Annotated in this window: 27 protein-coding genes and 1 tRNA gene; 22 read left to right on the forward strand and 6 right to left on the reverse strand. The window is 37.9% G+C overall.

All coding sequences use genetic code 11. The features are described from left to right. The first annotated feature begins 124 nt into the window (after positions 1–124). The 3 genes from uvrC to AC4D4A_RS14085 all read left to right on the forward strand — a co-directional run bounded on the left by uvrC (position 125) and on the right by AC4D4A_RS14085 (position 3,019). Entirely contained in the window at positions 125–1,912 is a 1,788-nt protein-coding gene (gene uvrC, locus AC4D4A_RS14075; protein ID WP_490996478.1) for an excinuclease ABC subunit UvrC, read from the forward strand. 249 nt (positions 1,913–2,161) lie between these two features. After that, complete coding sequence (locus tag AC4D4A_RS14080) at positions 2,162–2,596, forward strand: hypothetical protein (RefSeq protein WP_490996479.1); 435 nt, start codon at positions 2,162–2,164, stop codon at positions 2,594–2,596. A 186-nt stretch (positions 2,597–2,782) separates the two neighbouring features. After that, positions 2,783–3,019: a hypothetical protein gene (locus tag AC4D4A_RS14085; RefSeq protein ID WP_490996480.1), complete on the forward strand. Its 237-nt coding sequence runs from the start codon at positions 2,783–2,785 to the stop codon at positions 3,017–3,019. 83 nt (positions 3,020–3,102) lie between these two features. Here the strand turns inward: AC4D4A_RS14085 and AC4D4A_RS14090 are convergent, their stop codons facing one another. Beyond that, the gene (locus tag AC4D4A_RS14090) at positions 3,103–3,564 is read right to left on the reverse strand and encodes a YslB family protein (RefSeq protein WP_490996481.1); all 462 of its coding nucleotides are present in this window, start codon (positions 3,562–3,564) and stop codon (positions 3,103–3,105) included. A gap of 406 nt (positions 3,565–3,970) precedes the next feature. Between AC4D4A_RS14090 and AC4D4A_RS14095 the strand changes: the two genes are divergently transcribed. Genes AC4D4A_RS14095 through sdhB form a run of 3 tightly spaced genes read left to right on the forward strand, consistent with a single transcriptional unit; the run spans position 3,971 to position 7,170 of the window. Then, positions 3,971–4,588 (forward strand): succinate dehydrogenase cytochrome b558 subunit, encoded by a 618-nt coding sequence (locus AC4D4A_RS14095; RefSeq protein WP_490996482.1) that lies wholly within the window; start codon positions 3,971–3,973, stop codon positions 4,586–4,588. Positions 4,589–4,645: 57 nt separating this feature from the next. Beyond that, positions 4,646–6,406 (forward strand): succinate dehydrogenase flavoprotein subunit, encoded by a 1,761-nt coding sequence (sdhA, locus tag AC4D4A_RS14100; protein WP_490996483.1) that lies wholly within the window; start codon positions 4,646–4,648, stop codon positions 6,404–6,406. Between the two features lie 2 nt (positions 6,407–6,408). Next, positions 6,409–7,170, forward strand: a complete 762-nt coding sequence (sdhB, locus tag AC4D4A_RS14105; RefSeq protein WP_066108725.1) for a succinate dehydrogenase iron-sulfur subunit — start codon at positions 6,409–6,411, stop codon at positions 7,168–7,170. 186 nt (positions 7,171–7,356) lie between these two features. Here sdhB and AC4D4A_RS14110 read toward each other — a convergent pair whose 3' ends face one another. Then, complete coding sequence (locus AC4D4A_RS14110; protein ID WP_490996484.1) at positions 7,357–8,076, reverse strand: alpha/beta fold hydrolase; 720 nt, start codon at positions 8,074–8,076, stop codon at positions 7,357–7,359. Positions 8,077–8,423: 347 nt separating this feature from the next. On the opposite strand from AC4D4A_RS14110, the gene AC4D4A_RS14115 reads away from it, so the two are divergent. From AC4D4A_RS14115 to AC4D4A_RS14150, 8 genes are all read left to right on the forward strand, one after another. After that, positions 8,424–8,894, forward strand: a complete 471-nt coding sequence (locus tag AC4D4A_RS14115) for an acyl-CoA thioesterase (RefSeq protein WP_066108722.1) — start codon at positions 8,424–8,426, stop codon at positions 8,892–8,894. A gap of 119 nt (positions 8,895–9,013) precedes the next feature. Continuing rightward, positions 9,014–9,238, forward strand: coding sequence for a helix-turn-helix domain-containing protein (locus AC4D4A_RS14120; RefSeq protein WP_066108719.1), 225 nt, complete (start codon positions 9,014–9,016; stop codon positions 9,236–9,238). 281 nt (positions 9,239–9,519) lie between these two features. Next, a complete protein-coding gene (gene racE / locus AC4D4A_RS14125; RefSeq protein ID WP_490996485.1) occupies positions 9,520–10,341 on the forward strand; it encodes a glutamate racemase in 822 nt (273 codons plus the stop codon). Positions 10,342–10,503: 162 nt separating this feature from the next. Continuing rightward, entirely contained in the window at positions 10,504–11,595 is a 1,092-nt protein-coding gene (locus AC4D4A_RS14130; protein ID WP_490996486.1) for a GerMN domain-containing protein, read from the forward strand. A 143-nt stretch (positions 11,596–11,738) separates the two neighbouring features. Next, complete coding sequence (gene rph / locus AC4D4A_RS14135; RefSeq protein WP_490996487.1) at positions 11,739–12,476, forward strand: ribonuclease PH; 738 nt, start codon at positions 11,739–11,741, stop codon at positions 12,474–12,476. Between the two features lie 46 nt (positions 12,477–12,522). Then, a complete protein-coding gene (locus tag AC4D4A_RS14140) occupies positions 12,523–13,128 on the forward strand; it encodes an XTP/dITP diphosphatase (protein WP_490996488.1) in 606 nt (201 codons plus the stop codon). Next, entirely contained in the window at positions 13,125–13,637 is a 513-nt protein-coding gene (locus AC4D4A_RS14145; protein ID WP_490996489.1) for a metallophosphoesterase family protein, read from the forward strand. Before AC4D4A_RS14140 ends, AC4D4A_RS14145 begins: the two co-directional genes overlap by 4 nt. Positions 13,638–13,810: 173 nt before the next feature. Continuing rightward, positions 13,811–13,884 (forward strand) — tRNA-Arg (locus AC4D4A_RS14150). Positions 13,885–14,028: 144 nt separating this feature from the next. Here the strand turns inward: AC4D4A_RS14150 and AC4D4A_RS14155 are convergent. Continuing rightward, positions 14,029–15,246 carry an NAD(P)/FAD-dependent oxidoreductase gene (locus AC4D4A_RS14155; protein WP_490996490.1) on the reverse strand — a complete coding sequence of 406 codons (1,218 nt, stop codon included), beginning with the start codon at positions 15,244–15,246 and terminating at the stop codon, positions 14,029–14,031. Positions 15,247–15,433: 187 nt separating this feature from the next. Continuing rightward, the gene (locus AC4D4A_RS14160; protein ID WP_490996491.1) at positions 15,434–16,999 is read right to left on the reverse strand and encodes an esterase/lipase family protein; all 1,566 of its coding nucleotides are present in this window, start codon (positions 16,997–16,999) and stop codon (positions 15,434–15,436) included. A 432-nt stretch (positions 17,000–17,431) separates the two neighbouring features. Here AC4D4A_RS14160 and AC4D4A_RS14165 point away from each other — a divergent pair, with 432 nt between their 5' ends. Genes AC4D4A_RS14165 through AC4D4A_RS14190 form a run of 6 tightly spaced genes read left to right on the forward strand, consistent with a single transcriptional unit; the run spans position 17,432 to position 21,508 of the window. Next, positions 17,432–17,842 (forward strand): YwqH-like family protein, encoded by a 411-nt coding sequence (locus AC4D4A_RS14165; RefSeq protein WP_490996492.1) that lies wholly within the window; start codon positions 17,432–17,434, stop codon positions 17,840–17,842. Between the two features lie 7 nt (positions 17,843–17,849). Beyond that, positions 17,850–18,134, forward strand: coding sequence for a TIGR04197 family type VII secretion effector (locus AC4D4A_RS14170; RefSeq protein ID WP_490996493.1), 285 nt, complete (start codon positions 17,850–17,852; stop codon positions 18,132–18,134). A 15-nt stretch (positions 18,135–18,149) separates the two neighbouring features. Continuing rightward, positions 18,150–19,751 (forward strand): T7SS effector LXG polymorphic toxin, encoded by a 1,602-nt coding sequence (locus AC4D4A_RS14175; protein WP_490996494.1) that lies wholly within the window; start codon positions 18,150–18,152, stop codon positions 19,749–19,751. A gap of 23 nt (positions 19,752–19,774) precedes the next feature. After that, a complete protein-coding gene (locus AC4D4A_RS14180; protein ID WP_490996495.1) occupies positions 19,775–20,521 on the forward strand; it encodes a hypothetical protein in 747 nt (248 codons plus the stop codon). Positions 20,522–20,549: 28 nt separating this feature from the next. Continuing rightward, positions 20,550–20,993, forward strand: a complete 444-nt coding sequence (locus AC4D4A_RS14185; protein ID WP_490996496.1) for a DUF5085 family protein — start codon at positions 20,550–20,552, stop codon at positions 20,991–20,993. 2 nt (positions 20,994–20,995) lie between these two features. Continuing rightward, positions 20,996–21,508 carry a DUF5085 family protein gene (locus AC4D4A_RS14190; protein WP_490996497.1) on the forward strand — a complete coding sequence of 171 codons (513 nt, stop codon included), beginning with the start codon at positions 20,996–20,998 and terminating at the stop codon, positions 21,506–21,508. Between the two features lie 99 nt (positions 21,509–21,607). Here AC4D4A_RS14190 and AC4D4A_RS14195 read toward each other — a convergent pair whose 3' ends face one another. Further along, positions 21,608–21,877 (reverse strand): DUF1292 domain-containing protein, encoded by a 270-nt coding sequence (locus AC4D4A_RS14195; protein ID WP_490996498.1) that lies wholly within the window; start codon positions 21,875–21,877, stop codon positions 21,608–21,610. 179 nt (positions 21,878–22,056) lie between these two features. Between AC4D4A_RS14195 and AC4D4A_RS14200 the strand changes: the two genes are divergently transcribed. Both AC4D4A_RS14200 and AC4D4A_RS14205 read left to right on the forward strand, forming a co-directional pair. Beyond that, complete coding sequence (locus AC4D4A_RS14200) at positions 22,057–23,070, forward strand: LLM class flavin-dependent oxidoreductase (protein ID WP_490996499.1); 1,014 nt, start codon at positions 22,057–22,059, stop codon at positions 23,068–23,070. Between the two features lie 371 nt (positions 23,071–23,441). Next, positions 23,442–24,248: a GNAT family N-acetyltransferase gene (locus AC4D4A_RS14205; protein ID WP_490996500.1), complete on the forward strand. Its 807-nt coding sequence runs from the start codon at positions 23,442–23,444 to the stop codon at positions 24,246–24,248. A gap of 114 nt (positions 24,249–24,362) precedes the next feature. On the opposite strand, the gene AC4D4A_RS14210 is transcribed toward AC4D4A_RS14205, so the two are convergent. After that, positions 24,363–25,172, reverse strand: a complete 810-nt coding sequence (locus AC4D4A_RS14210; RefSeq protein ID WP_490996501.1) for an SDR family oxidoreductase — start codon at positions 25,170–25,172, stop codon at positions 24,363–24,365. Positions 25,173–25,260 lie beyond the last annotated feature (88 nt).

Raw genomic sequence — 25,260 nt, forward strand, 5'->3', positions numbered from 1 at the left:
TAATGTAAAAAGACTTCGGACGACCGGAGTCTTTTTTCTTTTGGAAAGTATTAAAACCTCCTTTAATTGTAAAATCCGTTTATAATATATAGAAACTTAAACTTTAAGTAGAGGGGGGACCCTTTTGAATCAACATATAAAAGATAAGCTTAGCTTGTTACCCGATCAGCCGGGTTGTTACCTAATGAAGGACCGACAAAATGTTGTTATATATGTGGGGAAAGCGAAAGTTCTAAAAAATAGGGTTCGTTCCTATTTTACTGGTTCTCATGATGGAAAAACCCAGCGACTTGTATCGGAGATTGAGGATTTTGAGTATATCGTAACCTCTTCTAATATGGAAGCACTCATATTAGAAATGAATCTAATAAAAAAATATGATCCAAAATACAATATCATGCTGAAGGATGATAAAAGCTTTCCGTTTATCAAGATCACTTCGGAAAGGCATCCTCGATTAATCATTACAAGAAACGTAAAAAAAGATAAAGGTAAGTACTTTGGGCCATATCCGAATGTATATGCAGCCAATGAAACTAAAAAGCTGTTAGACCGGCTGTATCCACTCAGAAAGTGCACAACCTTACCGGCTAAAGCATGCTTGTATTATCATATTGGACAATGCCTGGCACCATGTGAAAAGACGGTCAGGGAAGATGAATATAAACAAATTACAGATGAAATTACAAAGTTTTTAAATGGTGGTTTTAAGGATATCAAGAAAGATTTGCAGGATAATATGTATAAAGCATCAGAAGAATTGGACTTTGAACGGGCTAAGGAATTAAGGGATCAAATCGCGCATATTGAAGCAACAATGGAAAAACAAAAAATTGTATTCAGCGATTTAACGGACCGGGATATATTTGGATATGCAGTTGATAAAGGTTGGATGTGTGTCCAAGTCTTTTTTGTCCGACAAGGAAAGCTGATTGAGAGAGATGTCTCGTTATTCCCTTTATATGATGATCCTGCTGATGAGCTATTGACCTTCTTGGGGCAATTTTATTCTAAGCCAAATCATTTTAAACCACGTGAAGTACTCCTCACGGATGATATTGATATAGAATTAGCTGAAGGACTTCTTGATGTGAAAGTGGCGCAGCCTAAACGTGGAGCAAAGAAAGATTTGGTTAAACTTGCTGTTAAAAATGCAAAAATCGCCTTGCAGGAGAAGTTCTCTTTAATAGAAAGAGATGAAGAACGTACGATTAAAGCGATTGAAAACTTAGGAGAAATCATGGGGATTCATACACCTCATCGAATTGAGGCTTTCGATAACTCGAATATTCAGGGTGTTGATCCTGTCTCTGCGATGGTTGTGTTTATTGATGGGAAACCTGAACGAAAGGAATACCGGAAATATAAAATTAAAACCGTAATCGGTCCGAATGACTACGATTCCATGCGAGAAGTCGTCAGAAGAAGATATGCCCGCGTACTTCGAGAGAACCTCCCCTGGCCGGATTTAATCATAGTTGATGGAGGCAAGGGACATATTGAGGCAGTTCGCGAAGTAATCGAGGATGAGTACGGAATGGAGATTCCTGTAGCAGGTTTGGCTAAGGATGATAAACATAAGACCTCCGTACTGCTATACGGAAACCCTTTAGAAATAGTTCCTTTAGGCAGGACCAGTCAAGAGTTTTATCTTTTGCAGCGAATACAGGATGAGGTTCACCGATTTGCAATTACCTTCCATCGGCAAATTAGAGGAAAATCAAGCTTCCAATCTGTCCTGGATGGAGTTCCTGGTATAGGAGAGAAAAGAAAGAAAGTATTGCTTAAGCATTTTGGCTCGATTAAAAAGATGAAAGAAGCCGCATTTGAGGAATTTATAAAATTGGGTATCCCCGAAGCAAGCACCAAGGCTTTATTGGATAAACTAAATGAAGAACAAAAAAATGACTAACCAAAAAACCTGCACCTTTAATTTTATGGTGCAGGTTTTTTATTGAAAGCAGTTAATATAGCTCTTTTACCATATAAGGTTCTATAAGCTGCAATAGGAAAATCAATTACAAATTAAACATAAAAGGCTAACAGTCAGTAAGATTGTTGCTGAAACTGTCTGTTCTCAGAGGAAATGACCTATGCTAGACTAGTATTGTTAGATTTTAACAAATGAAAGAGCGGATTAAACGTGATGGAGATGTGAAAGATGCTTGTTGAAATAAAACCAACTAATAAACAATTATGTAATTGGGTAGAACAGCTTGTTCCAAAGAGGGACCTGTTTTTTGTTGAAGACAAGGATTTAACTATATTAGAAGGGGATTTAAATGAAGTCTTAATTATCCCTGTTACTGAATTATTAAAACATCCATCTTATAGGCAAATACAACTTGCAAATAGTTATACATATTGGGATATTTCCAGTAGAGCAGAATTTGTGATTGTTGCTCAACCTAGTTGGATAACCAAGCTGGCAAAGCATAAAAAGAAACATCTTTTTGAAACCCAGCTGATAATGGGCCGAGGATTGATCTTTCCTTTTTCATCTTTCCCGCGGTTATCGCCAATCTCTCAGGAACATATAGTTATAAAAGCAAGAGAAGAACAACTTGTTATTTTACAATATGAGATGTGGAACTAATTACCTCTCGATATTAAATTACATGCAATCAGAGAATACGCTCTTCTTTGGGATAGTTGGTCTAGTTCTAAAGTACCAGATTACACTCCTAAGCATATTAGTAGATATGCGAATCGTTTTTCAGATGTTCCAGGCAGTAACTGTCTGTCTGCCACTTTATTTGCCATTACGAAGCAAGATTGGATTTTGGATGAATGGATTCATCCAGAAACGTTTAAAAAAGGCTTAGAAAAAGCTGATTTCATCGTAACAAATAGTGAACTTCAAAAGAACGATTTGGTCACATGGATAAATAAAGATCATGTTATTCAGCATGCTGCCTATCATATTGGAGATAATTTCTTTTTTAATAAAAATGGCCAAACCGTTTTTAATCCCTGGAAGATTATTCATTGGAATCAATTAAACAAACAATGGGCCTGATATAAAAAGAAGATATATCGAATGTAATTATAAAGAAAAAGGGGAATTCCGTTTATGGAAGTCCCCTTTTTTACACATTCACATTAAATGGTATCTTTATTGTCGGTTTTCACCGTGAAGTATACTTTATTTGCCCGTTTTTTTTGTTCCTCATAGCTTTCAGAAACTACTTTTCTCTGATGTTCTGTTTGGTAGGCAAGAAAGCCTGCTTCTAATTGGAAATGGGTATTTTCGTTGATTGAAAATCTGCGGTTGATTAATTCACCTGTAAGCTCCCACTTTAATTCATCTTTTGTTTCCTTTACCAGCGTAAGGTCGCCCCAACCGGCGTCATGAAAAAACGTGATGGTTTCTTCTGTACTAGATAATGGAAATCTTCTCCCGAGTTGTTTTCCAGCCCAATAAAGAATTTGAGGGCCTTCCTTTCCCAATAAATCTTCCAAAAGGAATTCTCTTATTATTTCATACCCAAATGCAGGTATTAACGGCTCGTTTTCAGTGACAGGTGCCATTTCTTCTGACTCTAACTTATCTTCTTTTGTCATAGTTTCCCCTCTTTCCTTACATTATTATAGCTATATATATGGGAGTGGATGCAAGGGTAAAGTTGTATTTTCTATTAAGTATTTTCCAGGTAATATATAGAAATAGAAAAATATCAGTTATTTACAAATTATCGGCAGAAATAGGAAAACTCTGTATCCGTTTTCTTGACGCATTTTGGTTGAAAGGAGTACAATAAAACCGTCACATAATTGTAAGAATATGTGGAATTATTTTTGTTTTTATACTATTCATCTATTAATTTTGCAGAAAAATGTTTTTGGCATCTTAGATGGGTGGTGGGTTAGATGATTGCAGCTATATTGAAGACCTGCTTGCAATTATTTATGGCATAGTCCTTATCCAAGGCTATACTTTTATTTTTTCATTTTCAGAGGGAGGGTAACTATGGAGAGTCGTCGCGAGTTTAATTTACGTAGGTTACATTCGTTGTTAGGGGTATTACCAATCGGGCTTTTTTTGATTGAGCATTTATTGGTCAATTATTTTGCGACAAGAGGGCCTGAAGCATTCAACAAAGCAGCTGAATTTATGCATGATTTACCTTTTAGGCTTTTAATGGAAATCGTTGTCATCTATTTACCAATTCTTTTCCATGCTGTATTAGGTCTTCATATTGCATTTACGGCGAAATATTCAGTGGGAAGCTACAGCTATTTCCGTAACTGGATGTTTGCTTTACAAAGAATCACAGGTATCGTAACTGTTGTTTTTATCGTTTGGCATGTATGGCAAACGAGGGTGCAGGTCGCATTGGGTGATACAGCAAATGCGGATATGATGGTTGAAATTTTTTCTAATCCATTTATGATTGCGTTCTATATGGTAGGTGTACTTTCAGCAATATTTCACTTTGCAAACGGGCTATGGTCATTTGCGTTAAGATGGGGACTTATCGTAACACCAAAATCCCAAAGAATATTTACATATATCACTCTTGGAGTTTTTGTATTCTTAGCTTTTATGGCTATTCGTACACTGCTGGCATTTATCAACATGGCTTAAACAATTGCAATAGCTTAGCAGGTGAGTCTGCTAGTTTAATAAGGAGAGGGTCGGTTTATGAGTAAAGGTAATATAATCGTAGTCGGCGGCGGTCTTGCTGGTTTAATGGCTACCATCAAAATCGCTGAAGTAGGACATAAAGTAGAACTTTTTTCAGTCGTACCCGTTAAAAGATCCCATTCTGTTTGTGCCCAAGGGGGAATTAATGGAGCGGTAAATACAAAGGGTGAAGGTGATTCTCCTTGGGAGCACTTTGATGATACCGTTTATGGCGGTGACTTCCTGGCTAACCAGCCACAGGTAAAAGCAATGTGTGATGCGGCTCCTTCGATCATTCATATGTTTGATCGTATGGGCGTTATGTTTAACCGTACGCCTGAGGGATTGCTCGATTTCAGACGTTTCGGCGGTACACAATATCATAGAACAGCTTTTGCAGGCGCAACTACTGGCCAGCAATTGCTCTATGCATTGGATGAACAGGTTCGTCGTTATGAAGTGGCGGGTCTTGTTCAGAAATATGAGGGCTGGGAATTCCTTGGAGCGGTGCTGGATGATGAGCAGATATGCCGCGGAATTGTGGCACAAAATTTAACCTCAATGGAAATTAAATCATTCCGTGCGGATGCTGTTATTATGGCAACCGGAGGACCTGGAATTATTTTTGGTAAATCTACGAATTCCATCATTAACACTGGCTCAGCAGCTGCGATTGTCTATCAGCAGGGTGCTACCTATGCAAATGGTGAATTTATTCAAATACATCCAACGGCAATCCCTGGAGATGATAAGCTTCGATTAATGAGTGAGTCTGCGCGTGGAGAAGGCGGACGTATTTGGACTTATAAAGACGGCAAGCCTTGGTACTTCCTTGAAGAGAAATATCCTGCTTATGGAAATCTAGTTCCTCGTGATATCGCAACACGTGAAATTTTCGATGTGTGCGTGAATCAAAAGCTGGGAATCAACGGTGAGAACATGGTCTACTTGGATCTATCTCATAAAGATCCTAAAGAGCTTGATATTAAATTGGGCGGTATAATCGAAATCTATGAAAAATTCACTGGTGAAGATCCGCGCAAATTGCCTATGAAAATCTTCCCGGCTGTCCACTATTCTATGGGTGGATTATGGATTGATAACGACCAAATGACTAAAATACCTGGATTATTTGCTGCCGGCGAATGTGATTTTTCCCAGCATGGAGCTAACCGTTTAGGAGCGAACTCCCTGCTATCCGCCATTTATGGAGGAAGTGTTGCAGGACCAAATGCGGTACGCTATGTAAATGGACTTACTAGAAACGCTGATTCCCTACCAGATTCTTTATATGAACAGCATGAGAAGGCTGAAATGGAAAAATGGAATCGCATTATGTCCATGAACGGAACAGAAAATGCTTATTCCATCCATAAAGAATTGGGTGAATGGATGACCGATAACGTAACGGTAGTTCGTTATAATGACAAGCTTCAAAAAACAGATGAAAAGATTCAGGAACTGCTTGAAAGATGGGAAAACATCAATATTAACGATACAGCAAAATGGAGCAACCAGGGAGCATCATTCACACGTCAGCTATACAATATGCTTCAACTGGCACGCGTTATCACATTGGGTGCCCTGCAGCGTGACGAAAGCCGCGGTGCTCACTACAAACCGGATTTCCCAGAACGAAATGATGAAGAGTTCATGAAAACGACAATGGCTGATTTTGTTGATGGAAAGTCTGCACCAAATATTTATTATGAAGAGATTGATGTCTCACTTATTAAGCCGCGTAAACGTGACTACTCTAAGAGCAAGGGGGCAAATTAATTATGGCTACAGAAAGTAAAGTACTGTTTAAGATCCAACGCCAGGATAACCCGAACTCTGAGCCTTATTTTGAAGAATTTGAGTTGTCCTATCGACCAAATATGAATGTCATCTCTGCACTAATGGAAATTCGCCGTAATCCAGTTACAAAGGAAGGCAAGAAAACAAGTCCGGTTACGTGGGATATGAACTGTCTCGAAGAAGTTTGCGGTGCCTGTTCCATGGTCATTAATGGAAAGCCTCGTCAATCCTGTACGGCACTGGTGGATCAATATGAACAGCCAATCGTACTGGAACCAATGCGAACTTTCCCGGTTATCCGTGACCTTCAGGTAGACCGTAGCAGAATGTTCGATTCACTTAAAAAAGTTAAAGCATGGATTCCTATCGATGGTACGTACGATTTAGGTCCAGGACCTCGTATGGCTGAGAAAAAACGCCAATGGGCATATGAATTATCTAAATGTATGACTTGTGGTGTTTGCCTGGAGGCCTGCCCGAATGTAAATGATAAGTCCAACTTTATTGGACCTGCTCCTGTGTCACAGGTTCGTCTATTTAACGCTCATCCAACAGGTGAAATGCAAAAAGCAGAACGTCTGAATGCGTTAATGGGTGACGGAGGAATTCAGGATTGCGGTAACTCCCAAAACTGTGTTCAAGTTTGTCCGAAAGGAATTCCTTTGACAACCTCGATTGCTGCATTAAATCGGGACACGAATGTCCAGGCTTTCAAAAATTTCTTTGGAAGTGACAAAATCTAAGTCTTTTCATTTTGTTAGTCTTAGATGGCTGCAAATAACGAGAAATGTAATATAGGTAGTATAAAGGCCGTCTGTAATAGTCAGACGGCCTTTTTCGTTTAGCAGGTGTGATATGGTTGGAGACATATTAATTTAATAAAAAGCCCAGTTACTAAACTGGTTATCATAGAAAATACTTTATCTAGCCTATTTATCTTTATTCACTCGTGTTAAGAATTGCTCTAGTATTTTTGAATATAATTCCGGTTGTTCAGTGTGGACTAAGTGAGAGGCAAAAGGAATAATACAAACGTGAACATCCGCTTTTATAGAAGGATACAGTGTTGCCCCTTTGGTTTCAGCAGGATTCCCCTCACCAACCATATATAAAACAGGAGAAGTTATACCATTCAGATTTTTTGTTTCTTCAAAAGGATACCAATTTTCGTCCTTAGCAAAATCAAGGAATTGTCTCCAATTTGTTTGGTGTACACTTTCATAGTAATTAACCATACCTTCATTTAATAATAGTTCAGCCTGTGATTTAACATCTTCCTTATGTAAATCCGTCCAGTTGGTGGGTTTTTCAGCCAGGATGCCTGATACCGTCAAACTCTTCACTTTATGGGGAAATCGCTTTGCGAAAAAAAAGCCAACCAAGGCACCTAATGAACATCCCGCAACATGTGCAGCATCAATATTTAAATGATTTAGAGTTTCCATTAAATCTATGGCTGAGTCTTCAAAGAAATGGCTAAAATCATTTTCTAATGAATGACCATGTCCTCGTAAATCTGGAAGAATGATCTTATATGTATCTTTAAAATATTCTCTCTGATACACAAAGTCATTCAAACCGGTTTCTAATCCTGTATGAAGAAATACAATAGGTTCTCCATCCCCAAAAACTTCAGTATGTAATATCAAATTTATTTCCTCCTTTATTTTAGAATGTATTAGTTGAAGGGATGATTCTCAAGATATGTATAATCTGTGTAGGATATTTTTACGGAGTAAATTAAATATCTTTTGTTGTAAAGCAGTGGGAGGAATCAACTTTATATCGTAAGTTTAACATTACAGTGCTAATGTTTTACATTTAATTTCCATTTTAAATTAAAAAAATGGAATAAGAAATTAAAAAACTATTTGAGTACCTTCAAAATGTGTAATTCCAAAAAACACCTATCCACCAGTAAAATAATTACAATTTCGTCGATTTTTCTGTATAATGAATGAATAGTCATTCATATTTATGGAGAGGTGTGTTCCCAATGGGTAAAATTGCATATATTAAAGACATGGAAGAGTGGAAAGAAGAATTTACTTTTTCTTATTCTATTAAAGTTAGATTTTCAGAGACAGATATGTTTGGGCATTTAAACAATACAGTGCCTTTTACGTATTTTGAACAGGCACGGATTGAATATTTTAAAAGTCTTGGCATGATGCAGGATTGGGTGGATACCAAACATGAAACGATTCCTGTAGTAGCTGATCTTCAATGTGATTTTCTCCATCAGGTTTTTTTCGATGAGAAACTCAATATTAAAGTTAAGGCAAATAAAATAGGCAATTCATCGGTTGATATCCATTATCTTGGTCTACGGGAGGATGGGGTTCCCTGCTTCACCGGTCGAGGAACAGTTGTCCAAATTTCCAGATTAAGCGGTAAGCCGGTAGCTTGGACAGAAGAGATGAAGGAATTGTTTAATGACGGATTGAAGAAGCAACCTCAATCATAAAAACACGTTCATTCTTATCTAAATATAGTCACTCCTTATAGACCAGTCACATACACTATCGTGACTAAATATATACCCAATCCTAAGGTTATGGCTGGTAGCAAGGAGGGTTACAATAGTTGAAGGAGAACGATTTCACTCATAAACCTTTACTCACAAAAAGAGAAAGAGAAGTATTTGAGTTATTGGTACAGGACAAAACAACAAAAGATATCGCTAAGGACCTCTTTATTAGTGAGAAAACTGTGAGAAATCACATATCTAATGCGATGCAAAAATTGGGCGTAAAGGGCCGTTCCCAAGCGGTCGTAGAACTACTTCGAATGGGTGAATTGGAATTATAAGATCATTCAATGATCTTTTTAGAAGCTCGCCTAGCAATTGATCTATTTATCATTGTTCTTGACAATTCCTTTATGAGTCCATAAATTAGGAAGAGTAGCGAATATCAAATCACTATACACGTCATTGTAAAATGTAAAGTATGTGGTTTGAATCACTACTCTATTTTTATGCCCAAGTGATGGATTGGAAAAGAAATAAACTAATGATAAAGTGATATACAGTCCGGTTTAAATAATAGAGCAAAATGCTGCAAGCAAAAGATAGATAGAGGCGATCTGATTTGGATAGAGAAAACCCAATAGGACTTATTGATTCGGGAGTTGGCGGATTAACGGTTTTTAAAGAATTTATCAGGCAGCTTCCAAATGAAAATTTAATATATCTTGGTGATACAGCCAGATGTCCATATGGGCCCAGACCAATGGAGGAAGTTCGAAAGTTTACATGGGAAATGGCTCATTTCCTTTTGAAGAAGAATATTAAAATGTTAATTATAGCTTGTAATACCGCGACGGCTGCCGTACTTGAGGAAATGAGGGCAAGCCTGCCAATTCCGGTTTTGGGTGTTATTCAGCCGGGGGCCAGGGCGGCGATTGATGTATCAAAGTCAAGAAACATCGGTATTATTGGTACAGAAGGAACAGTGCGCAGTAAAGCATATAATAAGGCGTTATTGAGCATTCATCCAAAGGTACACATAGAAAGCTTGGCATGTCCCAAATTTGTTCCTCTGGTAGAAAGCGGTGAATGGAACAGTGCAATTGCTAAAAAAATTGTGGCTGAAACATTAAAGCCCTTGAAAAATAGGAGCATGGATACATTGATTTTGGGATGTACACATTACCCATTGCTAACAGAACCTATTTCAAATTATATGGGATCCTATGTGACGGTTATATCATCAGGGGAAGAAACGGCAAGAGAGGCAAGTGTATTATTGGAACATGCTGGCATGCTAAATAGGGAAACCCCTCAGCCAACCTACAATTTCTATACTACCGGCTCCAGAAGAATGTTTAAATCTATTGCTTACGCCTGGCTTGGTGAAGCAGTAGAAACAGTTGAACATGCTACGCTTTATCAGATGGTAGATGGAGAATAGAAAAGCAACTTATAAAAAACCTTGCACAATTTTAAGTATGAAAATACTTCGCTAAAATTGTGCAAGGTTTTTTTGAATACATAATTTTTTCTGCCTTTAAAGGTATAAAATGAGCCAAGCCCCGTATATATGTAGTACAAACAGTCTTAGGAGGAATGGTGTATGCCTTTACGAAAGAAATCAACATTGGTTGCTTCGGTACTTATATCATCTGTTTTAGTGTCAGGCTGCGGCTTGTTCGATTTACCAAAAAAAGAAGAAATTGATCCGCCTCAGGATGTTACGTATTTGAAGGAGCAGGCAGAGGGTGAAGAAGAAGTTGTCAACCAGGAGGGTGTTAACACCAATGAAGAGGCAGGAAAGAATGAAGAGGCATTAAAGGTTCAAACGGAATTATACTTAATGGATGCAAATGGATATATTGTGCCACAAACCATTCCATTGCCTAATACAGAAAGTGTAGCCAAGCAGGCGGTGGAATATTTAGTGACGAACGGCCCGGTATCACAAATGCTTCCGAATGGATTCAAAGCAGTTTTACCGGCAGATACTGCTGTTAAAAGTGTAGACATTAAGGATGGAGTAGCCACCGTAGATTTTTCTAAAGAGTTTAAGGAATATAAAAAAGAGGATGAAACGAAAATCCTGGAGTCAGTGACTTGGACGTTAACGCAATTTGATAAAGTGGATAAAGTAAAATTACAAATTGAAGGGCAAGCATTAAAGGAGATGCCTGTTAATAAAACAGCCATACAAAACGGAACATCAAGATTAATGGGAATCAATAACGATCATACAGACACGACCGATATTATGAATACACGCCCTGTAACGGTTTACTATATGTCCGGTGAAACAGATAACTATTATTATGTACCAGTGACAAAAAGAATCAGTAATCAAGAAAAAGATCATGTAGAAGCCGTAGTCAGCAGCCTGATTAAAGGTCCGGGTTATTCCTCACCGCTTGTTACGGAGTTCAGACCTGATGTTGCATTAGTCGAGGAACCTAAAATAGAGGATGGCGTGGTTACACTTAATTTTAATGAATCTATTTATTCGAGCTTTGATGGGGAGGAGAAAATAGTATCCGGCCATTTATTAAATGAACTGGTGCTTTCTCTGACTGAGCAAAAAGATATAAAGAAAGTGGCGATTCAGGTAAATGGCGAGGGTGAGCTTCTGAAGGAAGATGGCAAGAAGCTATCGGAACCGGTAACACGACCGGAAACCGTCAATACAGGTAAATACTAATAGAGAAAAAGATAGGCAAGCTCTGTATAGGAGCTTGCTTGTTTTAATTTGGACATAAATGGCAATATTGTTTGGACAGGGTGCTTTTTTATTGAATTAGGGTATGCTAAACTAAGCATGATGTATACATTTAGGAGGTACCTATGAGATTTGATGGTCGGAAGAAGAATGAATTAAGACCCGTACATATAGAAACAAATTATATTAAACACCCGGAAGGTTCGGTGTTAATCAGTGTCGGTGATACAAAGGTGATTTGTACAGCCAGTGTAGATGACCGTGTACCGCCATTTATGCGCGGAGAAGGCAAAGGGTGGATTACGGCAGAATATTCAATGCTGCCTCGTGCAACAGAACAAAGGACGATGCGAGAATCAACTAAAGGGAAAGTTACTGGACGTACGATGGAAATCCAGCGTTTAATTGGGCGCGCATTACGTGCAGTAGTCGATTTGGAAGCGCTTGGAGAAAAAACAATCTGGATTGATTGTGATGTGATTCAGGCAGATGGAGGAACAAGAACAGCTTCGATTACAGGTGCATTTGTTGCAATGGCGATTGCGCTCGATAAGCTTCAGGAGGCAGGAAAAATTAGCTCCTATCCGATTAAAAACTATCTGGCTGCCACGTCCGTTGGGATGGTTGAGGAGCTTGGAGCGGTTCTTGATTTGAATTATCATGAAGACTCTAAGGCTTTGGTTGATATGAATGTCATTATGACAGGCGCAGAAGAATTTGTGGAGCTTCAGGGAACCGGTGAAGAAGCTACTTTCTCCAGACATCAATTAAATGAATTACTTGACCTTGCAAGTGAAGGTTTACAGCAATTATTTACTGTACAGCAAGAGGCATTGGGAGATATAGCAGCTAAAATTCAGTAAAGCGTACCAATTTATACGATTTTTCTCTTGGGAGGAGAAGGTGAATATGAATACCGTTTTAATTGCAACCAAAAATAAAGGTAAAGCAAAAGAATTTGAAGCATTATTTTCCCCGAAAGGGATTAAGGTCATTACCCTATTGGATATTGAGAATGCGATTGATGTTGAAGAGACAGGAAGTACATTTGAAGAAAATGCCCTTTTGAAGGCTAACGCTATTTCCGCGCTTATGAATATGCCTGTTTTGTCTGATGATTCTGGCTTGGTCATTGATGCATTGGATGGACGTCCGGGTATTTTTTCTGCAAGGTATGCAGGTCCCGAAAAAGATGATAGAGCTAATTATGAGAAGGTTCTTAATGAGCTGAAGGGTGTCCCGCAAGAAAAACGAACTGCCCGTTTTTATTGTGCAATAGCATTCGTTGGTCCGAAGATGGACCCCATTACAGTTTCCGGAACATGTGAGGGAATCATTGCTGACGCGCCGGATGGCGAGAATGGCTTCGGATATGATCCTATTTTCATTGTGCCGGAAAAACAAACCACGATGGCGAACCTCGAAGCAGAGGAGAAAAACAAAATCAGCCATCGAGCGAATGCTTTAAAAGAATTAGAGAAAGTACTAAATGAAAAAGTAGTGGAATTCCTATGAAATGTTTAATTGTCAGTGATAGCCATGGCTTACTGGAAGAATTGGACGTTTTGCATGAAAGACATAAAGAAGAGGTCGATCTGTTTATACATTGCGGGGATTCAGAATTATCTCGTGATGATCAAGTAATTCAGTATTATCAAACTGTACGCGGTAATTGTGATTTCGGAGAGGACTTTCCGGAAGATTTAATTGCACATCTTGAAGACTGGTCAATACTTGTGACACATGGGCATTTATACAATATCAAATCTACGTTGATGAATATTAGCTTGAAGGGGAAAGAGGTTGGTGCGAATGTTATCTGTTTTGGCCACTCTCATATAGCAGGTGCAGAAAAAATTGATGACTGCCTGTATATTAATCCCGGCAGTATTCGTCTGCCAAGAGGAAGTCAGTATAAAACCTATGTGATTCTCGAAAAACAAGGTCAGAATGCAATCGTTGATTTTTACACAATGTCGGGGGAAAAATTACCAGGCTGGCAATTGAAAACAACACTTTCCTAAATCGAAAAAAAGTTGTATAGTAAGTGAAGGGAATATACAGATCAGGATTTGTGAGTTCCCTTCCCTTCACTTTTAAAAAGATAAAAAACTTTTTCAAAAAAGTTATTGACTTATAAATAAAGTGATTATATAATAATAAATGTCGTTAAGGACAACTTAAAAAATAAAAACATGTCCCAGTAGCTCAGCTGGATAGAGCAACGGCCTTCTAAGCCGTCGGTCGGGAGTTCGAATCTCTCCTGGGACGCTATTAAAAAAACCTCTTATTTTCATAAGAGGTTTTTTTGTGCTTTCTAAATATAATAAATAGGAAGCTAAATTATAAAATAAATTTCTTCTAAGTCCATTCTTTTACATTGAGTATTGTAATCACAAAGATAATCTATTTGGATTACCTTTCCCTCTGTTTCTGACTATATAAGTTAAAAGCTGGATGGGAACCTTTTGTAATGATATCCGTGATGATTTTAGACAAGATAGTGCTATAGACAAGTCCGTTATCTCCATAGGCAAATTGAAAATGGCAGTGTGGAAATTCGTCATATTGACCGATAAGAGGAAGTCCATCATGTGTCCCGCCATAGAAGGCTCCAAGATAATATTCTGGTTCAGCTTTTATATCGGGAAAGAGCTTATTAAATTCTTCAATAAGCTTCGTCTTTTTATGAATAATTTTTGAATCACGATTCTCAGGATAGATTGTGTTTTCGTCAAGTCCTCCAATGATAATCCGTTTATCTGCAGTTGTGCGCATATAGATATATGGGCGTGCTGTTTCCCAAATTAATGTTTGTTTATACCATTCAGATTGCTGAAGATTTTCAACCGGTTTAGTGATAACAGCATATGAACTGGTCAGAAGACAATCCTTATCTTTTTTAAATTCGAGCCCTTCATATCCGGCTGCAATGATGACATGCTTCGCTGTGATGGAATGATTGCGATCCGTATAAAATGTAGCAAAATCCTTATTAAATTTTTTGCCAGTTATTTTTGTGTCTTCAAATATGTGTACACCCTCTTGATGGGCTGCTTGAATCAGACCGTGATTATATTTAAATGGATTGATTTCGCCATCACTATGGATGTACAAGGCTGATTGCTTAGAAAATGGGTAACGCTCTTTAATTTGGCTTTCGTTAAGCAGATCGACAGGGAAGTCGTGCTTTATCAAATAATCATATTCATTTTGTAACTTAGTTTCTCCTTGTGGGTCACTGGCATAATAGAGGCTATCCCTTCGTGTAAACTCGGAATCAATATTTAGTTTTTTCGAGGTTTCTTCAATTTCAGAAATGGCTTGCTCGCATAATTTTGTATGGTAAATGGCTGATTCTTCCCCAAAGGAATTGACCAACTCGAACAACATCTTATCTCCTAAGTATTGAAGGAGGGCGGTGTTAGTCATTGTGCTGCCGGTACCAATTCTTCGTTTATCAACTACTGCTACTTTAAGTCCTTTGTCCCTTAAGAGATAAGCACACTGCGCCCCTGAACTTCCTCCGCCAACAATAAGAACGTCACAAAGTATATCTTCCTCCAACGATGGATATACAGGAGGATTTGGATAGGTTGTTTGCCAATAATATTTGCCACTCTGCAGGTTCATAATCCGTGCTCCTTTTATAGAGATGTTTCGCATAGAATTCCCGGTGGAAATGAAAATATTCCCGTATTAACGCGTGGGTTATTATATAGAGTGAAGTGTAAGTAATTGTATTGTGGTCACTTTATAACCTGAATACAAAAAAGAAACAACCCCCTGATAGATAAACATAAGAGGGTTGTTTCTATAATTAGTCAATGTAAACAGATCTCACCAAGGTGCGAATAGATTCTTCGCCGTTAGGGTGCTTAGTTTTGATATCAATCGTCATATTATAGACGCCGGGCTTAGGAACCTTTGGCAGTGTAGCAGAAATATCGGCTCCGTTGGTGGTCTTCGGCAGGATGTTTTGTGTTAGCTCAACCCCATCTTTATCTATGAATTTAATGGTCATGCTGCTTGTATTTGCATTTTTAGGAGTGTGAATGGTGAATCCGGTTTGCTCTGCTTTGCCAGTTCCGGCCATATCGAGCTTATATACATCCTTTTCGTTAAAGGTAGAGGCTAATAGATACGCATCATCTGCTTCCTTTGCCTTCATTTGTACAGTCCATGTACCAGGGGTGAATTCTTTAATGTTAAAGGTATATAAGCTGGCACCGGAAAAAATCATCTGGTCGGCTGTTGGCTTTAAGAAGGCGGGAATAATGGTTCCATCCGGTGAAACTAGTTCAATAACAGTGGATGGGCTCGCGGTATAGATTGAGATTGTACCGGTAGTTTTTTCAGGAATATAGATCTCTTTTTTTATAAGTTGATTTTGGGCTAAGGCATCCCCATGAATATAGTGGGACGATGTGTTTTGGATAGCTGATTCATATTGATTGGGAAGATCGGTTGTGGTTTTAGTTTGTGCGACAGTGGCACTACGCAAGTAAGGTTCAATTCGTGAAAATACCTTAGAGCCCATGCGAATATTATCATGGTCAATTGAGCTGTCCGTAAACAGATGTGTACCATAGGATAGTTTGGAGCTTGATTCAGTGACCAATCCATCATTATCCCCGTAGGAAGATAAATAGGCGCCTCCCAGGGATAGAGCGGAGAAAGCAGGTCCATGATCCGTTCCTGCCACGGTATAGTACTTATTCTTGTTTCTGTTCGTATGGCCGTCTGTGACAGAACGGAATCTCGCCATTTCTCCAACCTGCAGAGAGTAAGTTCCGGCATCATTTTGACCTAACAAATCCCCAAGCCATCCTGCATACCAACTATTTGATAAGTCTGCCAGCTCCGAGCCACGATGGGGTGACCCTAATGTGATGACCCTGCCGACATAGGGGTGGGCCCCATAATGGATGAGCGCTGCCTGAGTATCTGGTCCGCCCTTGCTATGAGCGATGATGTTTACTTTCTGACCGTTGAAGTGACGCGAGATATCGGCCAGCATCGATGCAAGTAATTCTCCGTTCGTATACTGATTTTCCGACCCATTTCCGGCTGCATCATACAGCTGGACAAAGGCAGTTTGGTATCCGGCTTCATATGCCTTTGTATACATATCATTTACGCCATGATACTCCGTTTCACCGTACCAACTGGTTGAACTGCCATTTTTCCCTTGGACAAAAACAATCGGAGGTTTCTTGGGGTCTAAATTCGCTGGTTTATCACCGAGGAACCATTGGCCAGGTGTGAAGGTTTCGCCGGGTGGTTTCAGTTTGCCTGCTGAGGTTTTTTCGGGCAGGTTAAATGACAAGATAAGAAGTGTGGCTGATATAACAACTCCAATTTGTTTCTTGAGACTGTTCTTCATAATTTCCTCCATTCAAATCAATTTTTTATAAAAAACTTAATTCAAAGAGGTTGTGTATTTTGAAGCTAATGGCTCAAGTGAAATTGCTAATGTTATGAGTGTGCTGAGTTCTAGGATTTATGAGGGAAGAGTTGTTGTGCATGTCTGTTGGCAGAGATGGATTCCTTGGGTGGATAGTTCATTTAAATAGTTTTAGTTGAGGTTTAATCTTTTTTTAAATATACATTAATTTTGTATTTCTTTACAAACATAAGTTTATCTTTTGAAAATTTTGGGTTAAATTAACTATAATTGACATTTTGTTGTAGGTTAATAGTTTGATTCTTTGTCAAATCTATTGATTAACTGGGAAATTTGTCAGAAAATTTTATATCATACAGTAGTGAATATGAACGACCATTTCTCTGATTGATGTAAGGGATGTGATAAAAGATGGAACAGTCTGACTTGCTCAGGCAAAGATCAGAAGCGCAAAGCCGTCTATCTGATAGTAGAAGAAAAATACTGATGTACGAGGATGAGTTAGAGAGATTACAAATAGCTAAAAACAATATGATTGAGGTTATTCAGGAATCGAGTACGTATAAAAGAAACCTCATACAGTTGGATATCAATCCGCGCCTTTGGAAGGGAACAACCCAAAATAAGTACGAAGACCAAATACATACAATCGATCGTTCTCTTCAATCTTATTTACAGGATATAAGAGATATAGAAACAGCGATAGAAATGGAAATTCGAAGAGTCATGAACAAAATTGAAAACTGTCGCAGTGATATTTCTCACTATCAATCACGTATTTCTAATTTATCACATTCTATTTTATCGCTGAGAGAAGGGTGACGGGTCAATGGGCCAAGTATCGATAAATGAACAGGTGTTTGAATCAACAGTTAATCAGGTGATCATGGCTAAGTCTAATTTGTCGGCCTTTAAGCCAATGAGATTTTCCACTGGCCATACAGATCTTAAAAGTATGAAGGAACAGCTTGAGGTGATACAGGAATTATACGAGACCTTACAAGTATACTGTGAGTTATTAGATCATGATTTAATCAAGCTTCAGGCTACTGGCCGGGAAATGGTACAACAAGATAAAAAGATCAGTCAATCCATGAAGATGAATATGCCTTAAGGAGGGTAAGCGAAAGTGAAGGTTGCTAAGGAAGAACTGACGGATCTAAAATCCGAGTTTAATAGCAACATGAAAGACACCCTGAGAAAATTGGAACAAGTGCAAAACAAAATAAATCATATCCAGAAAATGAACTCTTTCCAAGGTAAAACGGCTGATACAGCTAAGGAGTATTTTCGGTCCGTGCATGGAAAAATAGTGACAGAATTACAAAGAACAATTGGTCTTTTGCAAACTAACCTCAATGATATCCACTCAGAATTCACTCAAAATGTAGACCAATCCCAAACAGCGATCCTAACAGAGGATCATTTAAATGAAACTGACAAAAAGGTGCTTAGTATTGAAAAGAATCTGATAACCACACATGATAAGGGAGAGCAAACAGTAAGAGAAGTATCGGATTTGGTATCGGTATATATGCCCTCCATAGCATCTATTGAAACGACCATAAGAAATTCCAGTAAATATATTAAGAACGTAAACGAAGATCTCTACAACTATGACAGGAATGCACTTAAGAAGGTCAATGAAAGTAGAGAAAAAGTAAAAAAATTAAATACTAAACTGAATAATTACGTAAAAATAAGCCATAAACAAAACAGCATGAAAGATTTAGATTTGAATGATTATGAAGTGAAAGGAACATCGAAACAGCCAAAGAATGGGAATTTCTTCGTGGCGCTAAATGCTGGTTATGGTGTCTATAAAAAATTCTCTAAATACCTTAATAAGGCGAACGATACAACTGAACTTTTAGCTAAATTTTATATCTCTGCTAAGGTAAATCCAAGCGATTATAGTAGGCTGGTTCTTCAAGGAGCAAATGCATTAACGAAAGGACAGCTAATAAAATTTAATAATATTCTTGCTCAAAGTGCTATTTATAAATTCAATTACAAAACATTTTTTAATCATGTGAAACGGTATAAATTCTCTTCTTTTACAGGTAATCACTTTAATGAACTTAAGTCAGCCATGCAGGTTTTTACACAAGAGCGTGGTAAGCTGGCAATGTTAAGGGAATTTGAAGATAATATGGGATTTGTAAAGTATAGAGAATTACGAAATCAGATTAAAACAAATCCAATTAAAGTGGTGGCAACTACGTTCAACGATGAATTTATAGGAAAGAAATATACATCAGTAAAAAAAGTTATCACAGATATACCAACCTGGCAGCATCCAAGTCAGGCATATAGAAATATGGTTGATACATTTAATGAGAGTACTAAAGGAATGAATAACCTTGGCAAAGGAATGAAGATTTTAGGGAAGGGACTGGGACCTTTAAGTTTTGGGGTTATGCTCAATGATAACTATAAAAAATATAAAGGAGACACTCAGAAGGTTGTTGTAGGGACAGCTGTTGATACAGCGTTTAGCGCAGGAGCTACGACTGCAGGAGCATTAGCAGGATCTGCATTTTTACCTCCGCTTGGTACTGTATTAGGGGCAGGTGTGGGCTTTGGAGCAAGTTTAATTGTTAATAAAAAGTATGGAAAACCACCAAAAAGTGTGACAGAACACACAAAAGATTTTGTAAATAAGGGCGTTGATTCCATTTCCCAAACAACTAAAGAGATTGGAAAGAGTTTAACTAAGTGGTTTAAATAAACTATCTGGAGTGTTGATATAGTATGGCTGGACTTACTGAAACTAATTTAACGAACATAAAGTATGAGGTGAAAGACGGTAGATTAACATTTGATAATGTTAGAAGGTATCTATTTGGTATCCTTATTTACTCAGTATTTGTTGTAGGTGTAGCTTATTTTGTTGCAAATGAAGAAAGCACTGTTGGATGGGATACCTTATCTCCTGCTATTCATTATATTTTTTACTTAGAAGCAGCTTTATTTATTTTTCACCTATTTCTCCTGTTATTTTGCAGAAAGAAAAATCTTTTTAATCAGAAGGTATTGATGGTCGGCATGGTAATTTTAACTTATAAAGTCGCTGTTGAGCCTTATCTTACTGTGTATTTGTTCTATAAAGATAAAGGGTATGATGATGTTGAATTGATATTTATTCCCTTTTTGATTATTGTTGGGTTGATTATTCATATTATTAGTTTCTTTTATTTTGTAAAAAGAGCGAAATTAATTAAGAGTGGGGATACGGAACCGCCTAAGCGTGTATCAGTAACATTGGGACTGCCAGTTCTTTTTGTTCTGATATCATTTTTTACTGTACTTGTACGAAATGGTTTTTTAGGGAACTTTGAACTTACATTCTATGTAATACTTTTTTCTGTATTGTTTATTGGTATGCTAATTGGTGTATGTGAATTTATCCTTGCCGCTTATGGGGTATTTAGATTTCCCTCCTTTTCGGTTTCTCCACCGCGTAAATCAAGAAAATCAAATAAGAAAGTTTATAGATAATATCTAAACATGATAAGGGGTTGGGGGCATGATTGTAAGAGAAGAATCCATGGTGATTCGGAATGTGATAAGTGTGGAGGAAACAATTCCGCATGAGGAATGGTTTGTTCCTGCGTTAAGCCTGAGAAATAATTTGGTTAATAGTGATATTTATTATACGAGTCCGGTTATTTTTAAGACGGAAGAAGTAGAGAATGAACCTGCGTTTGGGAAATACACGTATTATATTGGTTTGAATGAGATGGTAGAGGTGGAAGAAGGCGCCCCTTTCAAACAAATAGATTTTTTAGAGCTTACTCCAGCTATCTATGTGCGTTGTGCAGAAATAGAAGAGCTTGAGGAAGCATATGGACTTTTGAAGGCATATGCAGAACAAAATGAACTGGAATTAGAAGATTCTTTTTATCATGTGTGCTTTGATGCGTTTGATAGCGTAATGATGGATATATATGCCATAGTGAAAGAAGGGTAAGCATGGTTATCGAAAATGAGACAATTATGCACAAGAATGTGGTTTGGCATACATATGAAATCCATTACAGTCAGCTTAATCAAGCGTTAGAGGACTTTAATGAAAGATTAGTGAATGCCGGTTTGACCGTTAAAGGACCGCTTTTTTATGCTCTATACAATATCCCGTTTGATGAAAGGATTTTGATAGACATTTATATGCCTGTCGAACAATCCTATGTGTCTGCTGAAAAAACAGATTTAATGTTTCAAAGTTATTTCTTTATTGATGATATGTTAATGACCCGAGTGAATAACAATTTTGAAATCAATACAGAACATGCGTTGGATGAGCTCTTACGTTATGCTATTCAGCAGGAATATCAGATTATCTCTCCCATCTTTCATATATTTAGGGGGGATGATGTAAGTAATTGGGTTGAACTAAAGGCAAAAGTGTATAGGGAAGTGGAGAAGGAAGACGCGTTTGATGATTCAGAGTTAAGTGATTCTATTTTAAGTTTATTTGATAAATAATGCTTTTATTTTGTTTCAATCCATCATATATATTTTGTCTTTGAACAAAAAAAGGTTGTCCCTTGTGCTTTAAGCATCTGGACAACCTTTTTCTGTAAATTAATGAGAATGTTTCATGTTCTCTTCAAGTACACTTGCGACCTTTTGGAATTCTTCGTCGCTTTCAATTTCGTGAAGCTCACCGTCTTCGTCAACACGGAAAAAGAATATTTCCATATCATCTTCTGTTTCGAGTTTGATTTCTTCCACGAGTGCGGTAACAGCGTATTCTGCTCCGTCTACATCCAATGTACCTAGTACTTCAATTTCTTCTTCCTGTCCATTTTCGCCTTCTAATACAAGGATTTCTCCCACTTCAATTTTCGCCATTTGATTACTCCTTTAACGATTTACTTGTCCGCTTAGTATATCCATTATTGATAGGAAAAACAACTATTAATACCCAGGTGCGAAGCTTAGAAAAAGGATTGTTCAAGCAAGAATGTTTGTTTATTGTCATTTAATTGTTACTATTAAATGGAAACTTTATGATGGAGGATTTAAACTATATGACAAATAATAATATTAATATAAATATACCTGTTTCTGTACTAAATTTAGCTCCTATTCGCAAAGGCCAGGATGCAAAGGGAGCAATCGACTCAATGGTTGAGCTTGCACAGGCTACGGAGAAGATGGGGTATAAGCGATATTGGGTTGCTGAGCATCACAATACACCTACAATGGTCAGCTCTGCCACTTCTATTTTAATTAAACATATATTGGAGCATACAGATCAAATAGAGGTCGGATCCGGTGGTATCATGCTGCCTAACCACTCTCCATTAGTTGTGGCGGAGCAGTTTGGAACAATGGCAACCATCTATCCAAATCGGTTGAATTTAGGCTTGGGAAGAGCGCCTGGAACAGATATGATGACGGCGAGTGCATTAAGACGTTCACAGAAGGATTCCGTTTACACATTTCCTTCAGACGTACAATCCTTGTTAAGCTATTTGGGACCGGAAGAGACACAGGGCTATGTAAGGTCGTACCCTGGTGTCGACACGAATATTCCTATCTATATTTTAGGCTCTTCTACGGAATCAGCTGTTCTTGCTGCTAAGTTGGGTCTGCCATATGTATTTGCAGCTCATTTTGCTCCAACTTATTTGGAAGAAGCGATCAAGATTTATCGAAGTCGCTTCCAGCCATCTGAATACCTAAGTGCTCCTTATATGATGGTCTGCCTGAATATTATTGCAGCCGAAAGCGATGAAGAAGCAGAATTGGAATCTACAACAATGCAACAATTTTTCTTAAATGTTGTGCGCGGGACAAAAAATCCATTAAGTCCTCCAGTTGAAAATATGGATGAGCTATGGAGGGGACCTGAAAAGCAAATGGCTCAATCGATGTCCAGTGTCACTTTACTAGGATCAAAGGCTTCCATCCGTGAACAGCTAATCCAATTCCAGGAAAAATATAATGTAGACGAAATCATGGCTGTATCCTATATCTTTGATGAGGACAAACAAAAGCGTTCCTACGAAATATTAAAAGAAGTGGTTGAAGGTCAATAAATAATGTAAGAAAACATCGTATCCGACGGTTTATTTTCAACCGTGTGGATATGATGTTTTTTTTTAGAACAAATAGAGCTCTAGTTACCTTATTTGTCCGGTAAGAGCTCGGTTGAAAATTAGAAACCATTAAATAGTTGAATTAAAAAATCAGCAGTAAGTAAGTGCGGGAAGACTCTTTATTAAGCAAGACAAAAAATAGAATGATAGCCCAATTAAATGGGTAATTATGTTAAAATGTTTGGAATCATACTGAAATTAGCTCGGTTTCTTTTTCGCCGACTAGGATTGAATTTAACTGGACTCATTCATCTGGCTAGATGATGTATATTCGGCTGCTTTCATTATATTTTTGTAAGGGAGTGAAGGAAGTGATTAGGCGTTTAACCCAGGAGTATCATGCTGTTTGTTTGACTCTTATTAATAAGCGACCAGCAGAGAATCTATTTTTAATCGGTGATATTGAAGCATATGGGTACGAGGAAGATTTCCAAAAGGTTTGGGGAGAGTTTGATACGGAAGGGAATCTGGTTGCCATTCTTTTAAAATACAAAGAAAACTATATCGCATATGCTGAGAATGATGTATTTGATGCTAAGGGATTTGCTGATATTATGCTTGATGACCCTGATTTCTCCATGATGTCTGGCTTAAAGGAAGTTACTGCGAATATGGAGCCCTATTTACAAGAAAGAGTTCTAAATAAAAGGCAAACATTTTATGCGAAATGCCAAGCTTTAAACTCTGAAGCCAGCTATGTAGATACGGCAAAAGTCCAATATGCTGCACCTGAGGATGCAGAACGAATTGTTGAGTTACTGCAAAGTATTCCGGAATTTAAAAATTCAAGCACACCAGTAGAAGAAAAACGAAAAAGTTTAAAGGATGGGTTCTCGCGTTGTGTTTATATTTCTGACGATGGGAAAATTGTTTCATCCGCTTCAACTACGGCAGAAAATTCCCGTTCAGCTATGGTAGTTGCTGTCGCTACTTTAGAAGATTATAAGAAAAAGGGCTATGCAACGAAATGCATGGTTAAGTTGTGCAGACAGCTTCTAAGTGAGGGTAAGGAAATATGTTTGTTTTATGACAATCCTAATGCGGGTGCTATATATAAACGAATTGGGTTTGCTGATATTGGATATTGGATGATGTATAGATTTAAGAAAGATAGATAGTTAGACTGTAAGTGCGGGGAGAGCAAGAGATATCCATAAAGAGCACCCTGAAATTTAGGATTAAAACCTACCGTTCAGGGTGCTAGAGAATATCTTATATTATTGTATTATGATTTATTTTTGTTTTGCTAGATTCGCTACCGTACCACCATCAACACGTAAGTCGATGCCTGTAATATAAGAAGCTGCATCACTTAGTAAAAATTCTACAGCAGTAGCAATCTCTTTGGCTTCTCCTTCACGACGTAAAGGTGTAATCTCAAGCAACTTTTTCATTTCTGCTTGTTTAGCTGCTTCTTGGCGGCCCATTGGGGTATTGATTGTACCAGGAGATAGAGATGTTATACGTGCTCCTTTTTCTCCCCATGTCCATGCCTGTTCTTCCACAATTAATTGTACACCTAATTTAGATAAGCTGTAAGCAGCGCCTGGGTTCCCTTGAGCAAATTGCTCCATTGTTTCCACCACATTTTCAGCTAATGGATGTTTTAGTACATCAATATAAGGACCTTGGCGTGGAGGCATATAACCACTCATGGATGAAATACATACAACAGCCGTTCCTTCTGTAGCGTAAGGTAGGAAAGCTTCTAAAACAATGCCTGTACCTACTAGGTTAACTTCCGTAATACGTCTGGAATCTGCCATTGTAGGAGATAAACCAGCTGTATGTACCAACCCTTTTAATGTCCCAAGTTCAGCAGCTTTTTCTGCTAAAGCTTTAACGTTTTCCTTGGAAGTAATATCAACAGTTTGGATATGTACATCTGTAATTCCTTTTGTTGCTAATTCTTCTTTTGTTTGAACTAAACGTTCATTCGAAACATCTGCTAGAAGGACAGTTCCTTTCTTACCGACTAATTCAGCAGTAGCTTTACCCATTCCACCTGAACCACCTGTGATGACATAAACATGTTTTTTCATGATTCTAAAACCCCCCTGTTTGTATTCAATTTTATTATAACGTTTTTAGAAGGAGGGGGATAATTTAAGTGAGGGAATTTTGCGATTA

This window comes from Pradoshia sp. Z5_111, from assembly GCF_058267535.1.

Coding starts and splice junctions, on each gene's coding strand:
- AC4D4A_RS14080 (WP_490996479.1), top strand. CDS start 2,162: ATGCTTGTTGAAATAAAACCAACTAATAAACAATTATGTAATTGGGTA.
- AC4D4A_RS14090 (WP_490996481.1), bottom strand. CDS start 3,564: ATGACAAAAGAAGATAAGTTAGAGTCAGAAGAAATGGCACCTGTCACT.
- AC4D4A_RS14095 (WP_490996482.1), top strand. CDS start 3,971: ATGGAGAGTCGTCGCGAGTTTAATTTACGTAGGTTACATTCGTTGTTA.
- sdhA (WP_490996483.1), top strand. CDS start 4,646: ATGAGTAAAGGTAATATAATCGTAGTCGGCGGCGGTCTTGCTGGTTTA.
- sdhB (WP_066108725.1), top strand. CDS start 6,409: ATGGCTACAGAAAGTAAAGTACTGTTTAAGATCCAACGCCAGGATAAC.
- AC4D4A_RS14115 (WP_066108722.1), top strand. CDS start 8,424: ATGGGTAAAATTGCATATATTAAAGACATGGAAGAGTGGAAAGAAGAA.
- AC4D4A_RS14130 (WP_490996486.1), top strand. CDS start 10,504: ATGCCTTTACGAAAGAAATCAACATTGGTTGCTTCGGTACTTATATCA.
- rph (WP_490996487.1), top strand. CDS start 11,739: ATGAGATTTGATGGTCGGAAGAAGAATGAATTAAGACCCGTACATATA.
- AC4D4A_RS14140 (WP_490996488.1), top strand. CDS start 12,523: ATGAATACCGTTTTAATTGCAACCAAAAATAAAGGTAAAGCAAAAGAA.
- AC4D4A_RS14145 (WP_490996489.1), top strand. CDS start 13,125: ATGAAATGTTTAATTGTCAGTGATAGCCATGGCTTACTGGAAGAATTG.
- AC4D4A_RS14155 (WP_490996490.1), bottom strand. CDS start 15,246: ATGAACCTGCAGAGTGGCAAATATTATTGGCAAACAACCTATCCAAAT.
- AC4D4A_RS14160 (WP_490996491.1), bottom strand. CDS start 16,999: ATGAAGAACAGTCTCAAGAAACAAATTGGAGTTGTTATATCAGCCACA.
- AC4D4A_RS14165 (WP_490996492.1), top strand. CDS start 17,432: ATGGAACAGTCTGACTTGCTCAGGCAAAGATCAGAAGCGCAAAGCCGT.
- AC4D4A_RS14170 (WP_490996493.1), top strand. CDS start 17,850: ATGGGCCAAGTATCGATAAATGAACAGGTGTTTGAATCAACAGTTAAT.
- AC4D4A_RS14180 (WP_490996495.1), top strand. CDS start 19,775: ATGGCTGGACTTACTGAAACTAATTTAACGAACATAAAGTATGAGGTG.
- AC4D4A_RS14185 (WP_490996496.1), top strand. CDS start 20,550: ATGATTGTAAGAGAAGAATCCATGGTGATTCGGAATGTGATAAGTGTG.
- AC4D4A_RS14190 (WP_490996497.1), top strand. CDS start 20,996: ATGGTTATCGAAAATGAGACAATTATGCACAAGAATGTGGTTTGGCAT.
- AC4D4A_RS14195 (WP_490996498.1), bottom strand. CDS start 21,877: ATGGCGAAAATTGAAGTGGGAGAAATCCTTGTATTAGAAGGCGAAAAT.
- AC4D4A_RS14200 (WP_490996499.1), top strand. CDS start 22,057: ATGACAAATAATAATATTAATATAAATATACCTGTTTCTGTACTAAAT.
- AC4D4A_RS14210 (WP_490996501.1), bottom strand. CDS start 25,172: ATGAAAAAACATGTTTATGTCATCACAGGTGGTTCAGGTGGAATGGGT.